The organism is Vibrio pelagius (genome assembly GCF_024347575.1).
Lineage (GTDB): Bacteria > Pseudomonadota > Gammaproteobacteria > Enterobacterales > Vibrionaceae > Vibrio > Vibrio pelagius.
Map to the genome: position 1 here is coordinate 1,450,203 of NZ_AP025503.1, position 20,769 is coordinate 1,470,971.

Below are 20,769 nucleotides of genomic sequence, written 5' to 3' on the forward strand. Positions count from 1 at the left end.
GCTAAGCCACCTCGCGAGCTTTGATGTGTTCTATGTTACGATCTTTGTGTTTTATCTTGTTACTAGCGATGACGAATAAATAAGAGTTGATCCTTGGACGTAAGCAAGAGAGCAAACTAGCTGAAAAGTCGACTTCATATGAGAGGTCGAAGTCATCGATGAGTACGATCTTCTTGTTGCTGAGTAGCGCACGGACAATAAGCAGTGCAAAGTTAACCTTGCGTGAGAATGGCTTGATGCCTGTGGTAGTGATCTCGGTATAAAAGCCTTGCTTAAGGTCGTCGATATCTCCTTTGATCCCTAACGTTTCGCATAAAGAGTAGGCAGCTTTGTGCAGCTCAGGTCGAAAGCAGGTGATATTATCGATGATCGTGCCATCAACAAAAGTGCTGTGTTTATTGACCATGATAATGTTATCGATGACATTGTCGTCGAGTTTTCCTTCCATCGTTGTCCTGTCAGAATGCTGGCTTAGACCTCGTAAAATAGAAGACTTACCGGAACCAGACTGACCTGAAAGAACAGTAATTTTATTGGCTTGAAACTGATAATGCTCCTGACCTTGGTAGCTGACAGATTTTGGCGGCATACCCACCAATTGGTTGGGTGTGTGCTCAGTGGCTATCTCTATGATTTCATTCAATCTCTTGATATAGCTCTTGTTAACCTTCCATTGGCTAATGGCTCGCATGGTTTGTTGGTAGGGGCCAAAAAAGCGATTGGTCAGAAGGATGATAGCTGCCATCACCCCTTGGCTGATATCGAGGTTAATCACCGCAACGGCACTGGTTACCACAGTTAAAATGACAGCCAGTTGCTGAATTAAGGTTAAGGTTAGGCTGAACTTTGATTCTTGTTTTTCAAATTCGCTAGTGTAGTACTCTCGCTCTTTGATCATGGTATTCATAAGGTTTTCTAGTCGATACTCCATCGAACGACCTTTGATATCGAGCGGGTTGGATATGATATCGATGATATTTGAGTTGGTGGTGCCATCGATATCGGATTTTTTCTGCATCAAAGCGACTTTACTATTTGATAAGTGGAGAGCTGTAGCCAGCAGAAAAACGGCACTGATCAGCAGGATAAGACCCGCTGGCGGGTTGATAACCGCAATGATCAGCAGAGTAACAAGACAAGTAAATGCGTTGATGACTGCACCGATTAGCTCACCACTGTAGTAGGAGCGAAGCCCGAGAATGGTAGTGAGCCTTTCCAAGTAAGACCCAGTATCCAGCTTTTTAAATTGAGCCGCGTCTGAGTGACATATCGCATTGAATATCTGATTGGTCGTAGATTGTTCAAATCGGTTGCCAATTCTTGATACCATCGACTCTTCAATATTTTTGATCTTATAGTCGAGCATGATTGCGACAAGGATAATCGCGAAGATGAAATAGAGAGAGGAACTGGATTCATTTGGAATGATTCGGTCAAAAATGATCAGTATCGAAAACGGCAGTACCAATCCGAGTATTGTGGTCAGTATGCTAGAAATCACCAAAAAACCAGTGTCGCTTGCACTCAGTTTAGGAAGGTAATTTAGTTTGTCCATTATCCTTCTCCTTGCGCAGACAAGCTGTCGATGATCGATAAGTCAAAAGTGTCCTCGATAGGTATCATCCGCTCAGAAATACGGTTGAGCTCTTCTAGGTCTATCGCTCCAAATAGTGCTCTCAGTTTGGTTACATTAATGACGTAGTCATACTGATTGGTATAGTACTCGCGGATGCTATCAAAAAGGTCAGATTCAGAGTTGAGCAGGTCGGTTAACGTTTTCGTTCCGAGTCGATAAGCTTTCTTATTGCCTTGGTAAACGCGATAGTTTGCGATTACAGCCGCACGTAGGTAGGACATGGCTTCGATATTGGCATTAATGGTTAGCACTGTATCGTCGAGAGCAAACTGCGCGTCATTCAACGCTTGGTCATATTGGGCTGAGAACTGCTGAATGCGGCCCTTGTTTTTTTGATATTCGTAATAGTCGCTACCGCCTTCAAAAATCGGCAAATTGACGGTTAAGCTGTAGGTTGTGGTGTCGGTTTTAGAGTTGTCACGGTTACTGTCTTCGTACTCGTAATTGGCAGAAGCTTGAAGAGTTGGATAGAAGTCAGAACGCGACTTGCTCAGAGTGCGTTTTGACTTATCCAATAGTGACTTTGCAATTGCAATGTCGAAATTCGCTTCAACCAGTCTCCCCTTAAGTTGCGCTTTTTCTGAATCTGAGATGGGCAGATATTGATTGTTGAGCGCTAGGTCAAAAGAGGGAACGACTTGAGTCTGTGACGTTGATTGCAACTGATTCAACGACAAGTTTATCTGTTTGTTAATATCTGAAATCTGTTTGCTGGTGGTGTTCTTTCTCGCTTGAGTTTCGTAAACATCGGTCTTAGGTAGATTACCTAGCTCATTATTACGAGTTACCTGCTTTAGACGAGATACCGACGAACGATACTGAGCATCGGTCGCTTTTCTTTGGGCATGAAACTTTAAATAAGAAAAGTAGTTATCGACAACTTCAACCACTGTATCGTTAACCAGTTTGTCGTGTTGCAGTTTGCTGATCTGAACATCTAGCTCAGATTCGCGGTAAGTGTTGTAGCGCGACACATCGAGCAAGGTTTGAGACAGTGACAGCGTATAACCATTGCTGTTGTAGTTTTGGTTACTTGGCTGTAAGGCACGTACGTCGGATTCGTTCCATGTGGTATTGGCGTTGGCATTGATAGTTGGATAGAAAAAGGCGGAACTGATGTCTTTATCAAACTCAGTACTTTGAATGTCATATCTTGAGTTGATGATACTGTAGTTATTTTCAATCGCTCCATTGATCACGACAGACAGCTCACCAGCATGGGAGTCGATACTACTTACAAGCGTGATTAAACCGATTAAGGGTAAACCTAAGGTCGGCTTTTTATACCTTCTTGAATCAAACGCTGATTTCATTAACCCACCTTCCTGATCGCCATGTATTTCTTGATGACTGAGTAAATCTCATCATTCTTGTATGGCTTACTGATGACGTAATCCATGCCTGCATCAACACAGCGTTTGTGTTCTTTATTACTGGTTAACGCTGTAGCACCGATAATGGTGGTGGGTGGTAAGTGGTTATCACGCTCGTATTGGCGAATATGAGTGGTTGCTTCGATACCGTCCATGTTTGGCATAATGCAGTCCATAAAGATGATATCGAACTGTTGCTCTTTGATAAGCGCGACGGCTTTGGCTCCGTCGTCGACCCCTTGGCACTGGAAGTCAAAATTAGAGAGAATTTTGTTAAGAATGATCTGTTGTACTCTATCATCCTCAACAATCAAGAACTGCTTATCAGACTGGCTCTCTTTCTCACTTTCACTGTCCAATGTCTTAACAATGTTGTCGATGAAGTCGATAGGGGTGAACGGGTGGTAGAACACATAATCAACGTGGTTGTAGGTATCGTCTAGATCGGCTGAACTCGACATAGAGAGCATCAGTTTGATCTCTTTTGCCGCTAATCGTGCTTTCAGCGTTTTACAGAAGGAGTCGAGAGTGATCCCCTTAATGTGGTCAGTTAAGAATATACCGTCGTGAGGTTTTAAATCCTTCATCATCTTAAAGATGTCGTTTGCGGTGCTTGCTAAAACAACATTAGCGCCTTCATTAACGAAGGTCTGTCTCAATATATCGAGCTGTAAGCTATCAATACCGCATAACAGGATCGTACGTCCTTCCAAGCGGTTGGTCAGAGGTGCGTACTGAGAGGCATTGACATCAAAGTTAATCACCATCTTTTCAGCTTCGTCTAATGTTTCTGTTATCGCGGAGTAGTTTTTAACCCCAGTAAGCAGGTTGTTGGCTAGTTCGACATTGGTGATGTCTTTAGTTACCGCATCACCCCAGTTGAGTTTGTCTAGCTGCTCTATTTGGGTATAGGCGTTACGATAAAAATAGAGCGACAGCGTAATTCGCAGTTTATCGACTTGTGATGAGCTACTACACCCAACATGAAGTAGTGCATTGGAGTGCGTAGGCGTCGCGATTTTGTTGGAAATCTGGAGCAACAATATCCAGAACAACCCAGTTTGACTGCCGTAAAGTTGGGCTGGGATAGCATTGTCAACGAAGCATTCGAGCGTTTTGGATTGTTGCTTTGATTTGGTGGCAGTAAGAACAATCAATTCGCTGATTAAGTCATAGAAATCGATGCTCTTGTCATCATTGAGTGCATCTACGTTCGATAGGCGGTTAAAGTTGTCTGCGAGGTTTTCTAACGTCCATGTAGCAGAGATGATCTCTTTAGCCAGCAGCGCACCGTTTTCATCACTGTCTTTAACCAATAATTTAATACCACCTTGAATGGTGTTGGTGATACCGCGCACCTCATAACCGAGTAGGTTGTAAAGGCGTTGATAAAGGTCGGTCTGTGACTTTTGTTCCTCTAACTGCTCATAACTTGACAGCAACTTGGCGTAGATGTTCTTTTCAATGCTCGAGGTTTCGACACTTGATATTCGCGCTTTTACTGCCTCGTGATCGATGCTTTTTAGATTGCTCGATATCTGTTTGAAGGTAGCATGCGCTTGATCTTTTTGTGCTCGGGTTCGACTTAAGAGTCGACTATTTTGGGTGAAATAAACAAACAGCGCTAAAAAGAGCACTAGATTGAAACTAGCGATGGTGTACAGCTGTAGGTGAGAGGTTTGTGCAGCTTGGTTGTGGTAGTTATTGATAAAGCTTTTCACCGTATTGATGCTTTTTTCGGATGCTACACGCAGCGAAAGGCTTAGTTGGTTTAAGTCACCTGTCTCTTGGTATTTTTGGAAGTGAAGCTCTAATAAGTCGAACCCCATAACCCCAGTTAAAAGGGCTAGTGATTTCTCTTCAGAGATCAGTTGTTGCAACTCTGATAGTTCGCCCTGAAGTTTGGTAATCAGTAGGTTAACTTGCTCTTGTTCACAGTTTTCAATATTGTTGCTACATAGGTCTAACGTTGAGTTCAGTGTTGAGATATCGCTGAGTACCTCATGAGATTTACCAAACATTAGCGACTGAGCGCTGCTCCGTTCATTGTTACTGTAGATGGTCTGAACGGTATAAACCGTACTCGTACCCAAAATGGCAACGATCACAATAAACAGTATGTGACTTAGTTTGTGAGTGTATCTATTTGACTGACTCATGGCCGCTACCTCTCATCAAATGATTCGTCGAGCGCGGTCATGATCGGCTTCAAGGCGTAATCGATCACTTTTCGGCTACCGGTTTTAATGTCTGCAGTAAACTCCATATAAGGAGCAATGTAATATTGGATTTGATTACGCGTTAGGTAATTCTCGGTAATCTTAATTTTGGCGATGTAATACTCTTGCTCTTTCTCTTCGTAAGAGCTGCGGGATATGGATTCGATGTTGCCGGATAAGATGCCGTACTTAGCAAAGTTATAAGTATCGAATTTGAGTTTGACCTCCTGTCCTTTTTCGATGAAGCCAACGTCTTTACGCGGGATTTTCACCTCTGCGTGCATCTCATTGTTGAGTGGTGTGATATCGGCAATGCTATCACCAGGAGGAATCACAGCTGATTGGTAATTAAAGTTGATTTTATCGACTTTGCCATCGACAGGAGAGAATACTAATAGCCTTTCCACTTTGTCGGTTAATGATGGGAGTTGCGTCTGTTTGATCTCAAGGTTGTTGTTCACCTCCGTTAGTTTGGCGTAGTAGTCGGTCCTGCGATTTTTTTGGTTATCACTTAACTGTTTTTCAAGCCGGGTGAGTTGGAACTTTTCGTTTAAGATGCCTTCATTGAGATTTTCTATTTCACGTAACATGTTTAGGTGCTGTACCTTCATGTTGAGCACATCGATATGCGATGCCATCTCTTCTTTATAGAGTTGATCTTTGATTTTTAGTTGTTGGTTAATCACTGCTAACTGTTGCTTTGATGATGCTACGCGGCGTTTCATTGACTCGATTAACCCTTTTTTATGCTGAATGTCGTGCAAGAACAGCTCATCATTGGATTGGTTTCGATTGTTCTCTTCAGTCCATGAGAGGGTTTGCGTTTCAACTAAAGCAGGGTAGTTTGCATAGCGCGAAAAATCCGGTTTTGTGTTGTTGATGAGCGCTTGGTATTTGAGTTTTTCTACTTGAAGCTGAGATATTTCATATCGAGTGGACTGCAATTCAGACACTCGGTCTTGAGAAGTTAATGTGGCGATCTTTTGACCTTTGTAAACAAGATCCCCAGGAGACACATAGAGCTCTTCTAGAATACCGCCTTCTAAATGCTGTACTTTTTCAACGTCTGAATCGAGTAAAACTTCGCCTCTTGTCGATACGGTAATATCAATAGTGGCTTGGGTTGCCCAGACCACAATGCCCAATATAAAAACAGCAATAATGACAAAGACTTTGTTTACTGTAACTCGGTCTTGGGAGTTGGACACATCGAGCGTTGATTGATGCTCTTGGTTGATTGAGCGCTCGATGATTTTATCTAATTCATTCATAAGTCAGTCATCCTTGCCCTTCGCATTGAATGGTCTGCAATTCCGCAACATAGCGGGTTGTATAAGGCATTAAGCGAGTTTAGTGACGTTGTATTTTTGTTGTTCGACTAGGTGCTCCATATGCAACTCAGTCTTGTTTTATTTTTACTGTAGTACAGTTTCGTTAAAAAGAACGTCTAACTTGTTAATTTTTAATATGTATTAAACAGAATAAGCGTCGGATCATCTTTTTGTTCAATACGACTTTGATCAACTTGTTTTATGTGCTTTGTATCCTATGCTACGTATAGCATAAAAGATAATTAGAGTCAGACAAGTCATTGACAAGGAGTGCGTATGCCAGTTGGTCAGAACCCAGAAAACAACGAATTGAATGATGCAGTTGAGCAAGTTAAGACAGATGACAAGTCGCCTGCTTCGTCATCTCATCCCGGCAATCAAAATAATCAGCAATCGACGGCTGCAAACACAGTCGCCACGGGTTCTGACTCGGTTGCACCGCTAGAAGAAAACAGCGAGCAGAAGTCAGAAGGCGGCGAACAAGCGACGGCCGAGCAACAAAAAGAGGGTGGAGAGCAAGGAGAACAAGCTGTTACCGAAGAGGGGCTTCAAACTGAAGATGGCGCAACGCTTTCTCAAGTGCAAGAGGGAACTCAAGAAAACGAGCAACCCCCAGAGCAAAGCGGTGGTGCGCAACCGAGTGTCGGTGCCCAACAGGTCGGTGGAAATACGCCCTCTGGCCGTGATGATGCAGGGCAACCTGCTCAACAGTCAGTCGCGTCTCAAGTGCAAGATGGCGAGGTTTCTAGCGGTAGCCGCTCCATCAACCCAAATGAGGTGAGTGACACCAAGCAGGATACTCAGAGCTTTGATGTCAATGTCACTCCTGAACGATCCATCTATTCTGACGAGCTTGAACACAGCGATACGACAACCGACACCTTATCCTTTGATGTGAATGTCGAAGCGGTGAACGATCTCCCTGATGCGGCGCCGACTAACCATGAAATCAATGAAGATGGCGTGTTAAATTTCACGGCGGATGATTTGCTTTCTAACTCTACCGATGTGGAAGGGCCTGTGAGCCTCCAGTCTGTCGAATATTCTGGTGATGATGGCGAGCTAGTAGAAAACCCTGATGGATCGTTTAGCTTCACGCCAAATGAGAACTTTCATGGTGATGTCGTGTTTGATGTTGTCATTGAAGACAATGAGGGCGCTACCGCTCAAACCACCGCCAATCTTCACGTAGTTTCTGTTAATGATCCGGTCATAGCTAATGATGACTCAGAGCTTGGTGCGGCAGAGCCAAGTATTCGCCTAGATGCTGAGCCTGAAAATGGCGTCCTACAATACCTTAATGAAGATGACGTATGGGAAAATATCGTCGTCGGTGAAATATACTCTGCGGATACTGAACTTCAATTTGTGCCAGATGTCGATGCCGTCGAGTCAGCGACGATTGATATCAAAGTAGGGAGCTTCGACAACGATACCAGTACGAATGTCTTCGATGGAACAGCACAAGCGTCTGACTGGGGAGTGGTTAATGGTGATACGGCTGTATTTACGCAAGACGACGTCACAATAACGACTCAAGTGACAGGCGGTGACTTGACCGCTTGGAATGGTGCAGGAACGTCAGTGGGTGCGGGGATTGGCGATCAATCGAATAATGGTTTGTCTCACAACGACACGCTCGTTGTCACGATTGATGGTGAGGATGTGAATCAAATTACCTTCCAGCTCGATGGGCTCGGCGGTTGGTTTGATGAATCGCACAGCAACGCGACGGAAGTCATTATCACTGCCTACGACGCAGAGGGTAATGTCATTGATTCTCAAGGTGGATATAGAGAATCAGGTGAGTTCCAAGATCAGTATGTCTTCACAACGGATCAGCCCGTGCATCACTTCGAACTTGGTACCACTGGCGGAACCGGTACATATGTTGTGCAGAATATGACGGTATCGCGCACCCTTACAGAAGAGTTGCAACTGGTCACTATTCAAGGTGATGGCAGTGAGGTGACAAGTGCTACAACCTTAGACCTAAACTACGATACCGCTAACCAACCCATCGATGTTACTGAACAATTGATAGATGTTGATAACACCATTACCACGACACCTATTCAGGTATTGGAAGATGGTGTGCTTGTCCTGAATGTCAGCGACCTGCTAGCCAATGACACCGACGCCGATGGTGACTTGTTATCGATAGTCGAAGTGAGCATGGTCGATGATAGCCAAGGCGAAGTGGTGCTAGGTGAAAACGGCGCGATTACCTTCACACCAGCACCCAACTACTTCGGTGAAGCTCAATTTGAATATACAGTAACAGATGGCAATGGTTCGTTTGATACGGCGACGGTGTCTGTGGATGTTATCCCTCAACAAGATGCGCCAGTTGTCGATGGCGTGTTGACGGATCAGGTTGATGAAGATGGTTTAATTACACTGACGCAAGCACAACTTCTGTCTAATGTTACGGAACTGGACGGAGACGCTTTAACAGCGCTGAACCTGAATATTGATGGGAATGGGGTACTTACGGATAACCAAGATGGAACCTTTACCATAGAGCCAACTGAGCACTTTAACGGTGCTATATCCATCACCTATGAGGTGACTGACGGTATTGATACAGTCAGCAACGAGCTGCAACTCAATGTTGAAGCCGTGGCAGATGCTCCTAATCTCAATGTTACACCGAGTTCTGACAACCTAGATGGTGAAGTGGTTCGCGATAATCAGAATATCGTCGAATTTGATATTGATGCCTCTTTGGTCGATCAAGACGGTTCTGAAACACTCAGTGTTACGGTTAATGGCGCGCCTGATGGTAGTGTCATTCGTTACGACAGCGATGCGATTCTTAATGATCAATCGAACGGCTTGACCAGTTTTACTGACTCTACTGTGACGGTGACTTTTGAAGGTGAGAATGCAGGTTACAAGAACTCGGTTGGTTACTATGTGGTGGAAGAGGATGGCTCCATCACCAATGTGAATATGGTGTATAGCGACGCCTCACAACAAGGCGCTGGTGGCTCTTTAATACCGGGAGAATCTTCTTTCTCGTTCGAACTTGAAGAAGGTCAAAGCTTCAACCTATTCGTCATTCCGAATGGTGGTCGCTACAACGATTTTGAATCACTGGAAGGCGGTGAATTTGTCTTTAGAAATGAGGATGGCTCTCCAGCAAGTATCACCTCGAATGATCCGCAATTAATCTACATCGCTGAAGATGGGACAGAAAGTGTCATTCGTGGTCAAAATGGTGATGCAGTATTCCATGGTGGCTCCAGCACAAACCTTAACCAAGATGGTGTAGAACATACCCGCGTCACGATGAACGACGACGGTGAATTAATCTATGGAATTGAAGATCTTTATGGCGGTGGGGACCGCGACTATGATGATTTCTCTTTCTCGATTGATTTGGGAGAAACCAACCAAGCGATCTATAGCGGCGAAATCTTAGTATCAGAAGGGGAGCCTGTCATTATCCCTTCTGTCATATTGGACCAAACATTGTCATTGGAAGTGCCAGAAGGCTTTAGCGACGATATCGATCTCGTGATTCAAGCGACCTCAACGGAGGGCTCGAATCAGGACTCAGCGATAGCAAGCCAAATCTTACATATTGATGCTAACGAGTATGCACCGCAAGTAACGCCGTTGTCTGACTCGGTCAGTGAAGACAATGCTATTACGTTTACTCAAGATGACCTTCTGGCGAATGCAACAGACATCAATGGCGATGACCTGACGGCATTGAATGTTTCAGTCGACCCTGCGGTTGGCTCTGTGATCACAAATCCAGACGGCTCGTTTACTGTGACCCCACTAGAAAACTACAGTGGCAATATTGAGGTGACTTATGATGTCACGGATGGGACACATACCGTACCTGCGTTACTCAATTTAGACGTGGAAGCGGTCGCTGACGCACCTAATGTTTCAGCCAGTTTGGGTGCGATGGTTGATACGGATTTTGATACTAGCGATCCCCTTGCAGAGTGGAACACGGACAATGCTCATGGCGGCTTGGAGATTCGTGGCGAACAAGTTTATACCGGCATCAGTGATAGCGACCGTGGTAACGTCATCGAGTTAGAAGTTCATAGAGGTGATGAATCTAATCTCTACCAAAATCTTGACCTTCAAGCCGGAGAAACCGTCACCCTTACCTTTGACTATTCAGCAAGACGCAACTGGGAAGATGATTCGGATATTGAGCTCTATTTTGATGGTGAGCTTATTGATACCATCAGCCAAGATACCGTGGGGTGGCACACTTACAACTACGAGCTAACAGCGACAACTGATAATCCGCGACTTGAGTTTAACGCGCCTGATGACAACAGCCTAGGAGGATTGTTAGACAACATTCGAGTGACTGAAGTAGCGACAGAAGATAATGATATCCGTATTGATATCAGTACAATGCTTACCGATCTCGACGGTTCGGAAAGTATGCAGTCTATAGTTTTGGATGCTTTGCCAGAAGGGAGCACTTTAACTGATGGTGTTAATACGTTTGACGCGACTGCGGAAAGCAACAGTGTCGATGTAGTGGGCTGGAATTTAGATAATCTGCAGTTTACACCGCCTCAAGACTTTAACGGTGAAGTCAGCTTGCAGTTGTCTGCGACGTCGGTGGAAAGCTCGAATGGTGACACCTCGACCACGACCACAGATTTGACGTTTAATGTGGAAGCGGTCAATGATGCACCAAATGCCCCAACTCTCTCAATGGAAGGTGTAGAGGATCAAGTTATTATCATTGATCCTGCTTTCATTCTCTCAAAAGTCACTGACGTGGATGACAGCGAGTTCACGCTAGAGAGTTTGTCTGTCAGAACGCCAATCCAAGCATCAATTACCCCTACTCAAGACGGCCTTTACCAAGTTGTAGTTCCGGAAAATTATAATGGCGCTATTGATCTTGCTTATGAGGTCAGTGATGGTGAAGCGACCACAGAGGGCACTGTAAACCTCAATATAATGGCGGTAGATGACGCCCCGTTCCAAAGTGGAAATGCGCACTTAGCTGTGGATGAAGATGGAGCCATTACCTTCAACAGTTCTGACTTGATTGACCTATTTGGTGACGTAGATAGTTCGTTGACTGTATCTCGCGTCGTTACCGCAACAGGTGAAGAGGCGGAAGGCACGGTTGTCGACAACGGTAATGGAACTTGGACGTTTACGCCAACCGAAGACTTTGCGGGCACTACGGGTCTTCAAGTGGTTGTTACTGACGGTAACACTGAAGCCAGTATGGATATGAATGTTTACATTCGTCCGGTTGCTGATGGTGTGGCAATTACCACAAGTTTTGATGGACCACTGGTTTTCAAAGAGGATACGACAGCCCACTTCGGTATTGATATCGAGCAGCTTGATACGTCAGAAATCATGACCAGCGTAACAATGACAGGTTATCCTGTTGGGTTTACCGTGAGTGATGGTTCGAATACAGTGGTGATTACTGAAGAAAATCAGGCGATTGATATTGGTAAATGGGACCTTGATACACTGACCATGACACCTCCAGAAAACTACAACGGTGAGTTCTCTGTGACGCTAGCCGTGGTTTCATTGGATGAAGTTGAAGATCCTGCTGATTATGAGGTAACAACAGAGTTAGGCCGAGGTGATTCACAGCCTTCTCCGTTCGTTCTTGGTGATGAAAGCTATGCGCTGATCGAAAGTGAAGATTTGCTTGAGTTGGTGCCAAATATTGATGAAACCATTACCATCAGTGAGGTTTCATACACTGGCGATGGTGGTACGCTTATCGATAATAACAATGGGACGTGGAGCTTCTGGGGAGACCCGAACTACCAAGGTGACATTGATATCGATTTTACTACCTCAGAAGGTAGTCAGCACCGAGTGACATTGTTAAACCAAGACCCACTTGATGAGCCACAACCTGTGGATGCGATGGCAATGAGGGAGTCTGCACCTCAAACAAGCTCAAACCAAGAGCCAGATTATACTGTGGCTCCGGGAGATACATTCGACGTTGATATTCCTACCAACATCACCGGAAATGGAGAGGTAGATCATCTGCTAATCACTGGGCTACCTGATGGAGTTGAACCTAACCAAGGTGTTTCAGATGGTGAGGGCGGCTACAGCGTGAGCAATCTCGATTCATCAATAGCACTCAAAGTGAGCGGGTTATTTGAAGGAGAGATTGAACTAGAAATGGTGGGCATGGATGTTAACGATGTGCCTGTAGAAGGTGCAGAAGCGAAAGTGTCTATACACATTGATGAAAGTTACGAAATGCAGGGAACCAGTGCCGATAGAGCGGTAAATCCAATGTCTGGCGATGACAGTTCGCAAGGTGATTGGACTACGCAAGACAACACCGATATGGGCGTCGATGTAATGGATGACAGCTCTAGCTACGATAACCAAAGCAACGAAAACTCAGTGGATGATGATTTGTCGATGTTGAGCGACTAACAACATAACACACTAAAATCACCTCAATCACAGCCGTACTTACAGTGCGGCTGTTCTATTTTTAGAGCGTGTGTATTTTTATGTTCTTGTCGTTTTCCGTAACCGTTGTCTTTGCTACAAACTGTTACATTTTACCTAGATAACAAGTGGGTAATGCCATTGTGTTCATAAAGAGTAAGCTGCATTATTCTAAAACTGAATTTCCTGTATCTAAGTATCTATTTTATGAATCTGGCTCAAGTCGACCTTAATCTATTAGTCATCCTTAAGCACCTGTTAGAAGAAAAGCATGTATCCAATACCGCATTGGCGCTAGATATGAGCCAACCAACAATCAGTCGATCGCTGCAAAAGCTTCGTACGGTTTTCAATGATGATCTGTTGGTTCGTGGGACTTATGGGTATGAGCTAACACCAAAAGCTGAGTCGATTAAACAAGACTTAACATCGGTATTAGGGCGATTAGAGAAGCTTGTAGCAGGAGATGTGTTTGAGCCAAGTGATAGCGATGCGACTGTTCGATTCTTTGGTTTGGTACCTCAGATTACTCATTTGATGCCCAAAGTGATGGCGGAGGTTCGTCGCCAGGCTCCGAACATGATTGTTGACATCGACTCAATTCCTAAACGCCACTTCGAGAGTTTGATCTCAGGAGACGTACATTTTGTTCTCTCGACTCATGAGCCGTCTAGCTCAGAGCAGAACTTGTATCGCACCTTTGTGACCAGTCGCGATTATCGCTTGTTGATGAGTAAAGATCACCCATTGGCAGAGAAAGAGATCACGGTTGATGACCTTTTAAATTGCCAACTAGGGCAGATCTCGCTTCAAGGCGATAAAAAGCTGTCGATTGAAAGTCGTTTCAAAGAACTTGGTTTAATTGATAAGCAACGTAAGTTATCGATTCCTGTCCAACTCTCTAATTTCAATGCCGCGCCTGACATTGCCGAAACGACAGATATCGTTTTTCATCTTCCGACTCCTTTTGCACAACAAGCCGCCACGCAGCGTAATCTCGTTTGTAAAAGAGTTCCAAAAGCACTTCGTCATCCGTCAGAAGATGTTTACCTATATTGGCATAAGCGTTTTCATAATGATCCTATGTGTCAATGGATCCGACGTACTTTCAAAGAGTTATACAGTTAAGTGTCATAATGATAATTAATACACATACGCCAACCAATAAATTTATTGAATATGAAAAGAAATCTTTATTTAAAATATAAATAGTCAGAATAACCAAAGGGGATGAAACTTTCATTGATGTAAATGGTAACCAAATGTCTAATGAAAACCATTATCATTTGCAACCAAAGACATCATATTATGACAGATCGTTCTCTTTTTTCTCCTAAGCCTCTAGCCATTGCAGTAGCCTTTGTCTGTTCTGCTATTTCATCAACTTCTTTTGCCAATGAAGCGCCAGTAAAAACTGACGAGCAGATGGTTATCACCGCAACTCGTACAGAAACTTCGCTCAAACAAGCGCCAGCATCTATGTCGGTGATCACGGCAGAAGATATTGAGAATAATCCGGGTATCACGTTGGCGGATATTGTGGCGGATTCCACCAGTGTTGAGTCCGATTTCGATAGTACGCGTGCAGGCCGTCAGATGATCTCAATTCGCGGTATGGATTCAGACTACACTTTGATCATGGTAAATGGTCGACGTCTCAGTTCTGCAAGTGCAATCATTCGTGGTAATGATTTCGATCTTTCAACCATCCCAGCAGATTCGATTGAGCGCGTTGAGATCATTCGCGGTCCAATGTCGGCACTGTATGGCTCCGATGGTATGGGCGGTACGATTAACATAATCACCAAAGCGCCTGAGAATGATTGGAGCTCGACATTGAGTATGGATACATCATCGCCAATGGATGGCAATGGTGGTCAAGAGCATTCTGTAGGGCTGACGACATCAGGTGCCTTGATTGAAGATGAGTTGTTTGCTCGTTTCTCCATAAACCAAACCAGCCGTGATGCGTGGCAGCCTTATTCTGGTACTCACAACGCAGGACACGATCGCGAAGATGTCACTGCTTTAGAAGGGCGCGATACACTGAGTTTGCTTGCTACATTGACATGGCATGCCACTGATAACCAGACTATCGATTTAGATCTCGGTTACAGCGATGACGAACGTGATACTGCGGCAGAGCATGCGACAGGCTTGAACGTTTCAAATTCTAATGTAAAACGTAATAGCCAAGCGATCACACACAATGGTTACTGGAGCTGGGGTGACACCAAAGTTCGCTACTCTAGAGAGAACGTGATTGATAAAAACTCAGCAGATGTCGGTAATTCAACACGTGATGTTGAAGAGCTAACACAGATCTTTGAAGCGTCGGCGACAAGCTATCTCGGTGATAGCCATATTCTGACGGTGGGTGTGGATTACCAGTTGAGTGAGCTAACAAACGAAGAAAATGTAACGGGAGCTCCTGCGGAGGCGTATCAAGGCGCTCTATTCATTCAAGATCAATGGAACGTTACTGAGCAGCTGACGGCAACCTTGGGTGGTCGTTTAGACAAACACGAGAAATATGGTGAAGAGTTCAGCCCCCGTGTGTATTTAGTTCATCAAACGACAGATGACCTCGTCATCAAAGGTGGTGTAGGTAAAGCGTTTAAAGCGCCAACACTGACGCAGAATCACTCAGGTTATACAGTTGTGAGTTGTAAAGGCTGGTGTGACATTGTCGGCAATGAAGATTTAAGCCCAGAAACGAGCTGGAACTATGAATTAGCGGCACTTTATACCCAACCGCGTTGGAACATTGAAGGCGCGTTGTTCCGAAATGAAATCCAAGACCTGATCGACCGTGGTGACACAGAGTGTCAAACAGACGCAATTTGGGGCGGTAACGGTGTCGGTTGTGTTGATAATGGTGGCAATTTCGTCGGTAACGGTACTCGCACTTATGTCAATGTATCTGAAGCGGTGATCCAAGGTGTTGAATTGGCCGGCGGCTTCCAGATTTCAGAGCAGTGGGATGTATCAGGTAACTACACGTACCTAGACACAGAAGACAAATCAACAGGCGAGCAGTTGTTGGAACGTTACAAGCATTCTGGTTTGGTGAAACTGAATTGGAACCCAACGTACGACCTCACCGCATTCGTAAGTGCGAGATATCGTGGCGAACGCCAGATTGAAACGGATTTGACTCAAGACGCTTACACCACGCTGAATATCGGTACTGTATACAACGTCAATGACTCGGTTCGCATTCGAGCTGGTATCACTAACTTAACTGATGAAGCAGTTTCTCAAGAACTTGAGAATATGGGTTATGTTGAAGAACCGCGTACTTACTACGTTGGCATGACGGCAGACTTCTAAGATCTAAAGTTACCTTCCAATAAAAACGCAGGTCAAAATGGCCTGCGTTTTTTCGTCTCATAAGAAAATGTTTTTGGCTTTAGTGGGCGGCTTTTTTGACACAAGTGATGATAGCGTTACCTGAGTACTGATCCCAAGGCGTCTTGACCTGTAATGATGTGGATAATGTTGGAGAAGTGGCGCATCGTAAGGAACGTACTTGAGAAAGATAAACAAAAAGGATTTATCGAGACGAGTAAATAGTTTTGCTATTGATTGGTAAGTCGCTGCTCTGAAAGGTTTACCTTCGAGCTTGAACTATAAATAAGGGTTCAGTTATGCTCTGAAGCTAGTTTTCTGTTCATCAATAAGAAGACAGTTAATATAAAGGCAGCATTAGAAACTCAGTAATACAAAGGAATGGATTCAATGGAAATCAGAAAGGATGATTTGTCGGGCGGCGATGTCATAGCGCTACTCGAGGAACACTTAGCCGACATGTACGCGACTTCACCACCTGAAAGCGTTCACGCTCTTGATGTCGGTGCACTAAAATCCTCAGACATTACGTTTTTCAGTGCATGGAAGGCTGGTGTTTTACTTGGTTGTGTAGCAATCAAAGAGCTTGAGCCACAGCACGCAGAGCTTAAATCGATGCGAACATCTCGTCATGCACGAAAGGGCGGGGTTGCCAGCAAATTGCTGCAGCATGTACTCGAGGTTTCCTCTTCTCGTCAATATCAAACACTGAGTTTAGAGACTGGTTCTGAAGAGTACTTTAAACCAGCTCGTAACCTCTACGAGAAATTTGGCTTTCGTTATTGTGAACCCTTTGCGGACTACAAGCTCGATCCTCATAGTCACTTTATGACGATAGACATTCAATCAGCATGACCACGTATTTATCAGGCTTCTCTCTTGGCTTGTCTCTGATTTTAGCGATTGGCTCCCAAAATGCTTTTGTACTGAAGCAAGGTTTGAAAAATCAGCATGTCTTCATTGTCTGTTTAGTCTGCGCTGTGTCAGACGCACTGTTGATCAGTTTTGGTGTGGCAGGTTTTGGTGCAATTGTTGAGAAGTTTCCACAAATAGAACAGATCGCTCGATTTGGTGGTGCGCTGTTTTTGGCGGTGTATTCAATATTGAGTTTTCGTTCTGCATTTACCGAAAACCACGCGCTTGAAACCCATTTTCAAACCAAAGGCTCTTTGCTTAAAGTGGTGTCGGTATGTTTGGCATTTACTTGGTTGAACCCACATGTGTATTTAGACACGGTCGTATTGCTTGGGTCTATCTCCACCCAGTACCAACCGAATGAGATGCAATTTGCCATTGGAGCGATCACTGCTTCATTCGTGTTCTTCTTTTCATTGGGGTTTGGGGCGAGATTTCTCTCTCCACTATTCAGTCGCCCTAAGTCATGGAAAATACTAGAGTTTATAGTTGGTGTTATGATGGCAACCATTGCAATCAGCCTAATTATCTAATAGCCCTTAAACGCTAAATCACAGAGCCCACTGAATCTTATGAACAGTGGGCTTTTTGTATCAATACACTGAACTTCTTCGATTATCTGAATACCTACTAGGTTGCTAATATTGATATGCCTATTGATGTCTATGGTTTTGTTTTTTGTTCTACACTTAAGCTATTGAATATCGTCAATTAGCTAGGAATTACAAAGTGATATTACACAATTATAAGGCTTTGTTAGGAGGCGTTGCTGTAAGCTTAGTTACTGCTCCTTGCGCGATTGCGGACCTTCCGATTGAAGTAAATGTAGTAAACGAAGAACAGAGGGTTACCACTCCCTATTATTCAGAATGGCCATCACTAGAGAGTGCGATTGTAAAAGATCCTCAGATTGAAGCTCGTATCGCAGATATCTTAAGTCGGATGACACTGGGTGAGAAAGTCGGGCAAATGATCATGCCTGAATATCGACAAGTGACGCCGGCAGAAGCTAAGCAATATAAGATCGGCTCAGTACTTAACGGTGGTGGTGGCTGGCCGAATGAAGATAAATACGCACCGGCGCAAGAGTGGGCGAAACAAGCGGACAGCTATTGGCTTGCGTTGGACGAAGCCTATGCCGGCCGAGGGTTCCGAATCCCATTTATGTGGGCAACCGATGCTGTTCATGGGCACAACAATGTTTATGGAGCGACACTGTTCCCGCACAATATTGGTCTTGGCGCGGCGAACAATCCAGACTTACTTCGACAGATTGGTGAAGTAACGGCAATAGAAGTCGCTGCGACCGGCATTGACTTAACTTTTGCTCCTACGGTGGCTGTGCCAAGAGATTACCGTTGGGGAAGAGTCTACGAAGGCTATTCAGAGTCTCCAGACATTACTTATCACTACGCGCCTGCGATCGTGGAAGGGCTACAAGGTAATCAACAACAACTGCAAACCGAGTCCAAAGTGATCGCCACCGTGAAGCATTGGCTCGGTGATGGTGGGACTAACAATGGTGTAGATCGAGGAATCAACCACTCCACAGAAGACCAACTGCGTAACCTCCATGCACTAGGCTATTTCTCCGCTATAGAGGCTGGTGCACAAGTGGTTATGACGTCGTTTAACTCTTGGCAGCAAGTTGAAGAAAATGGAAATATCGACTCTTCAAACCACAGTGGTAAACTACATGGTAGTCGTTACCTTGTCACGGATGTACTTAAAGGCAAACTAGGCTTTGACGGTATCGTGGTGACCGATTGGAATGGGCATGGTGAGGTAAAAGGGTGTACCAATGCCAACTGTCCGCAAGCTGTTCTGGCAGGTAATGACTTGTTTATGGTGACAGACAATAAAGATTGGAAAGGTTTTTATCGCAACGTCATAAAGCAGGTGCGAAGTGGCGAAATTCCAATGTCTCGAATCGATGATGCAGTGACTCGAATACTGCGAGTGAAAATGAGAGCAGGGCTATGGTTTAAACCGAGACCTTCCTATCGACTCTATGCGGGTGATGAATCTTTACTTGGTGCAGACAAACATCGGCTGGTGGCAAGGCAAGCAGTCAGCGAATCCTTGGTATTGCTCAAAAACAACAATCAAATTTTACCGCTCAACTCAAATAACCAAACTTATCTTGTTGTCGGCAGTGCTTCAAATGATCTGCAAAAGCAGAGCGGGGGCTGGACGTTAACTTGGCAGGGCAATGAAAATAGACGCTCTGACTATAGAAACGGTGAAACTGTCCTTGAGGCTTTCGTTGAGCAAGTTGGCGAGAAAAGAGTGTTTACCGACCCAGAGACCGCGCCGATGGATGCCATTGTTATTGTCGTAATGGGTGAAGATCCTTATGCGGAGATGTTTGGTGACATCAAGGAACATCAAAGCATCGCTTACTCAGAGCTTAAAACCAGTTATAAGCGCGATTTACGTTTACTGGAGCAACTAAAGCAACAAGGTTTTGAGATCGTTACTCTGTTTTTCTCTGGCAGACCTCTATACACCACGCCGGAACTCAATTTGTCTGATGCGTTCGTGGCAGCTTGGCTACCAGGAACCGAAGCGATGGGCATCACCGATGTGTTGTTTGGTGTGAATGGCAAAGATTTTACAGGGCGATTGTCGTTTAGTTGGCCACGTGATAAGTGTGTGAGCAATGTGAGCCGTTTTGAATTCCGTATTGCAAACTATGTGATACCAGAAAATGAGCGTTCTCCAGAAGAGAGTCCACCGTTGTTTGACTATGGTTACGGCTTGAGTTACCAAACGCCACAGCATTTGAGTGAAATAGAGTCAGATAAAGAGAGACTTGGCTGTGGTAAAGAGCTCCAAAAAACCAAAGCGATCCATAATTTGGAGATTTTTGGACGACTGGCCAGTGAGCAGTTTGTGCCTAAAGTGAGTGGTCAGGTGACGCAGTGGAAGGGTACGTTTATATCCCGTTCTAAAGTGACACAAATTGGTACCGCGCACACCACACCAATCAACTACAAACACCAACAAGACGCACTCTCAGTCAGTCTAGGACAATCGTTACCGATGCAATTTTACTTGCAAACACCGGATAAGAAAGGCGTTGATCTGACGGATTATTTATTTGCAGGCGCAGACTTGGAGTTAGACATTGCGGTTTATGGCTCAGTCCCTAAGTCTTTAAAACTCGCGAGTCATTGCGTTTACCCATGTGGTGCAATCGCGTCAATTGAGAAAGAGCTCTCACAAGCGTTGGCAAACAGTGATAAGCCTTGGTTAACCGTTAAAGTGCCTTTGAGTTGCTTGGCTGAGAATGGTTTAGATTTTTCCGATTTGAATACTCCGTTGCTTCTTTACTCCGATGAACCGTTCGATTTTGATATAGGTGAAGTTCGTTACGTACCTGAGAGTCAGCAAGTTGATGACAAACGAGCACTGTACTTGTCATGCGGTTTGTTTAACAAGATTAAGTAAGAAAGAGTAGTTTCTAACCCTACTAATCGATAATAATGAGAAAG

General features: G+C 44.5%; 10 protein-coding genes. 6 read left to right on the top strand and 4 right to left on the bottom strand.

The window, feature by feature from the left end:
• Position 1: 1 nt before the first annotated feature.
• The 4 genes from vsple_RS06345 to vsple_RS06360 are packed head-to-tail and all read right to left on the bottom strand — an operon-like array spanning position 2 to position 6,499.
• Positions 2–1,555 (bottom strand): ABC transporter transmembrane domain-containing protein, encoded by a 1,554-nt coding sequence (locus vsple_RS06345; RefSeq protein ID WP_261883006.1) that lies wholly within the window; start codon positions 1,553–1,555, stop codon positions 2–4.
• Complete coding sequence (locus vsple_RS06350) at positions 1,555–2,949, bottom strand: TolC family protein (protein WP_261883007.1); 1,395 nt, start codon at positions 2,947–2,949, stop codon at positions 1,555–1,557. The genes vsple_RS06345 and vsple_RS06350 overlap by 1 nt, the downstream gene beginning before the upstream one ends.
• Positions 2,949–5,168, bottom strand: coding sequence for a response regulator (locus vsple_RS06355; RefSeq protein ID WP_261883008.1), 2,220 nt, complete (start codon positions 5,166–5,168; stop codon positions 2,949–2,951). The genes vsple_RS06350 and vsple_RS06355 overlap by 1 nt, the downstream gene beginning before the upstream one ends.
• Before the next feature lie 5 nt (positions 5,169–5,173).
• On the bottom strand, positions 5,174–6,499 hold the full coding sequence (locus vsple_RS06360) for an HlyD family type I secretion periplasmic adaptor subunit (protein WP_261883009.1): 1,326 nt from the start codon (positions 6,497–6,499) through the stop codon (positions 5,174–5,176).
• Positions 6,500–6,835: 336 nt separating this feature from the next.
• On the opposite strand from vsple_RS06360, the gene vsple_RS06365 reads away from it, so the two are divergent.
• From vsple_RS06365 to vsple_RS06390, 6 genes are all read left to right on the top strand, one after another.
• The gene (locus tag vsple_RS06365; RefSeq protein ID WP_261883010.1) at positions 6,836–12,988 is read left to right on the top strand and encodes a tandem-95 repeat protein; all 6,153 of its coding nucleotides are present in this window, start codon (positions 6,836–6,838) and stop codon (positions 12,986–12,988) included.
• A 225-nt stretch (positions 12,989–13,213) separates the two neighbouring features.
• Positions 13,214–14,134, top strand: coding sequence for a LysR family transcriptional regulator (locus tag vsple_RS06370; protein WP_261883011.1), 921 nt, complete (start codon positions 13,214–13,216; stop codon positions 14,132–14,134).
• A 141-nt stretch (positions 14,135–14,275) separates the two neighbouring features.
• Positions 14,276–16,339 (top strand): TonB-dependent receptor domain-containing protein, encoded by a 2,064-nt coding sequence (locus vsple_RS06375; RefSeq protein WP_420833791.1) that lies wholly within the window; start codon positions 14,276–14,278, stop codon positions 16,337–16,339.
• 408 nt (positions 16,340–16,747) lie between these two features.
• On the top strand, positions 16,748–17,212 hold the full coding sequence (locus vsple_RS06380) for a GNAT family N-acetyltransferase (RefSeq protein WP_261883013.1): 465 nt from the start codon (positions 16,748–16,750) through the stop codon (positions 17,210–17,212).
• Positions 17,209–17,805 (top strand): LysE/ArgO family amino acid transporter, encoded by a 597-nt coding sequence (locus vsple_RS06385; protein ID WP_261883014.1) that lies wholly within the window; start codon positions 17,209–17,211, stop codon positions 17,803–17,805. Before vsple_RS06380 ends, vsple_RS06385 begins: the two co-directional genes overlap by 4 nt.
• Before the next feature lie 196 nt (positions 17,806–18,001).
• On the top strand, positions 18,002–20,725 hold the full coding sequence (locus vsple_RS06390) for a glycoside hydrolase family 3 protein (protein WP_261883015.1): 2,724 nt from the start codon (positions 18,002–18,004) through the stop codon (positions 20,723–20,725).
• Positions 20,726–20,769 lie beyond the last annotated feature (44 nt).

What these genes read in the sequence shown, in the direction of transcription:
- vsple_RS06345 (WP_261883006.1), bottom strand. Translation starts at nt 1,555, where the DNA reads ATGGACAAACTAAATTACCTTCCTAAACTGAGTGCAAGCGACACTGGT.
- vsple_RS06350 (WP_261883007.1), bottom strand. Translation starts at nt 2,949, where the DNA reads ATGAAATCAGCGTTTGATTCAAGAAGGTATAAAAAGCCGACCTTAGGT.
- vsple_RS06355 (WP_261883008.1), bottom strand. Translation starts at nt 5,168, where the DNA reads ATGAGTCAGTCAAATAGATACACTCACAAACTAAGTCACATACTGTTT.
- vsple_RS06360 (WP_261883009.1), bottom strand. Translation starts at nt 6,499, where the DNA reads ATGAATGAATTAGATAAAATCATCGAGCGCTCAATCAACCAAGAGCAT.
- vsple_RS06365 (WP_261883010.1), top strand. Translation starts at nt 6,836, where the DNA reads ATGCCAGTTGGTCAGAACCCAGAAAACAACGAATTGAATGATGCAGTT.
- vsple_RS06370 (WP_261883011.1), top strand. Translation starts at nt 13,214, where the DNA reads ATGAATCTGGCTCAAGTCGACCTTAATCTATTAGTCATCCTTAAGCAC.
- vsple_RS06375 (WP_420833791.1), top strand. Translation starts at nt 14,276, where the DNA reads ATGAAAACCATTATCATTTGCAACCAAAGACATCATATTATGACAGAT.
- vsple_RS06380 (WP_261883013.1), top strand. Translation starts at nt 16,748, where the DNA reads ATGGAAATCAGAAAGGATGATTTGTCGGGCGGCGATGTCATAGCGCTA.
- vsple_RS06385 (WP_261883014.1), top strand. Translation starts at nt 17,209, where the DNA reads ATGACCACGTATTTATCAGGCTTCTCTCTTGGCTTGTCTCTGATTTTA.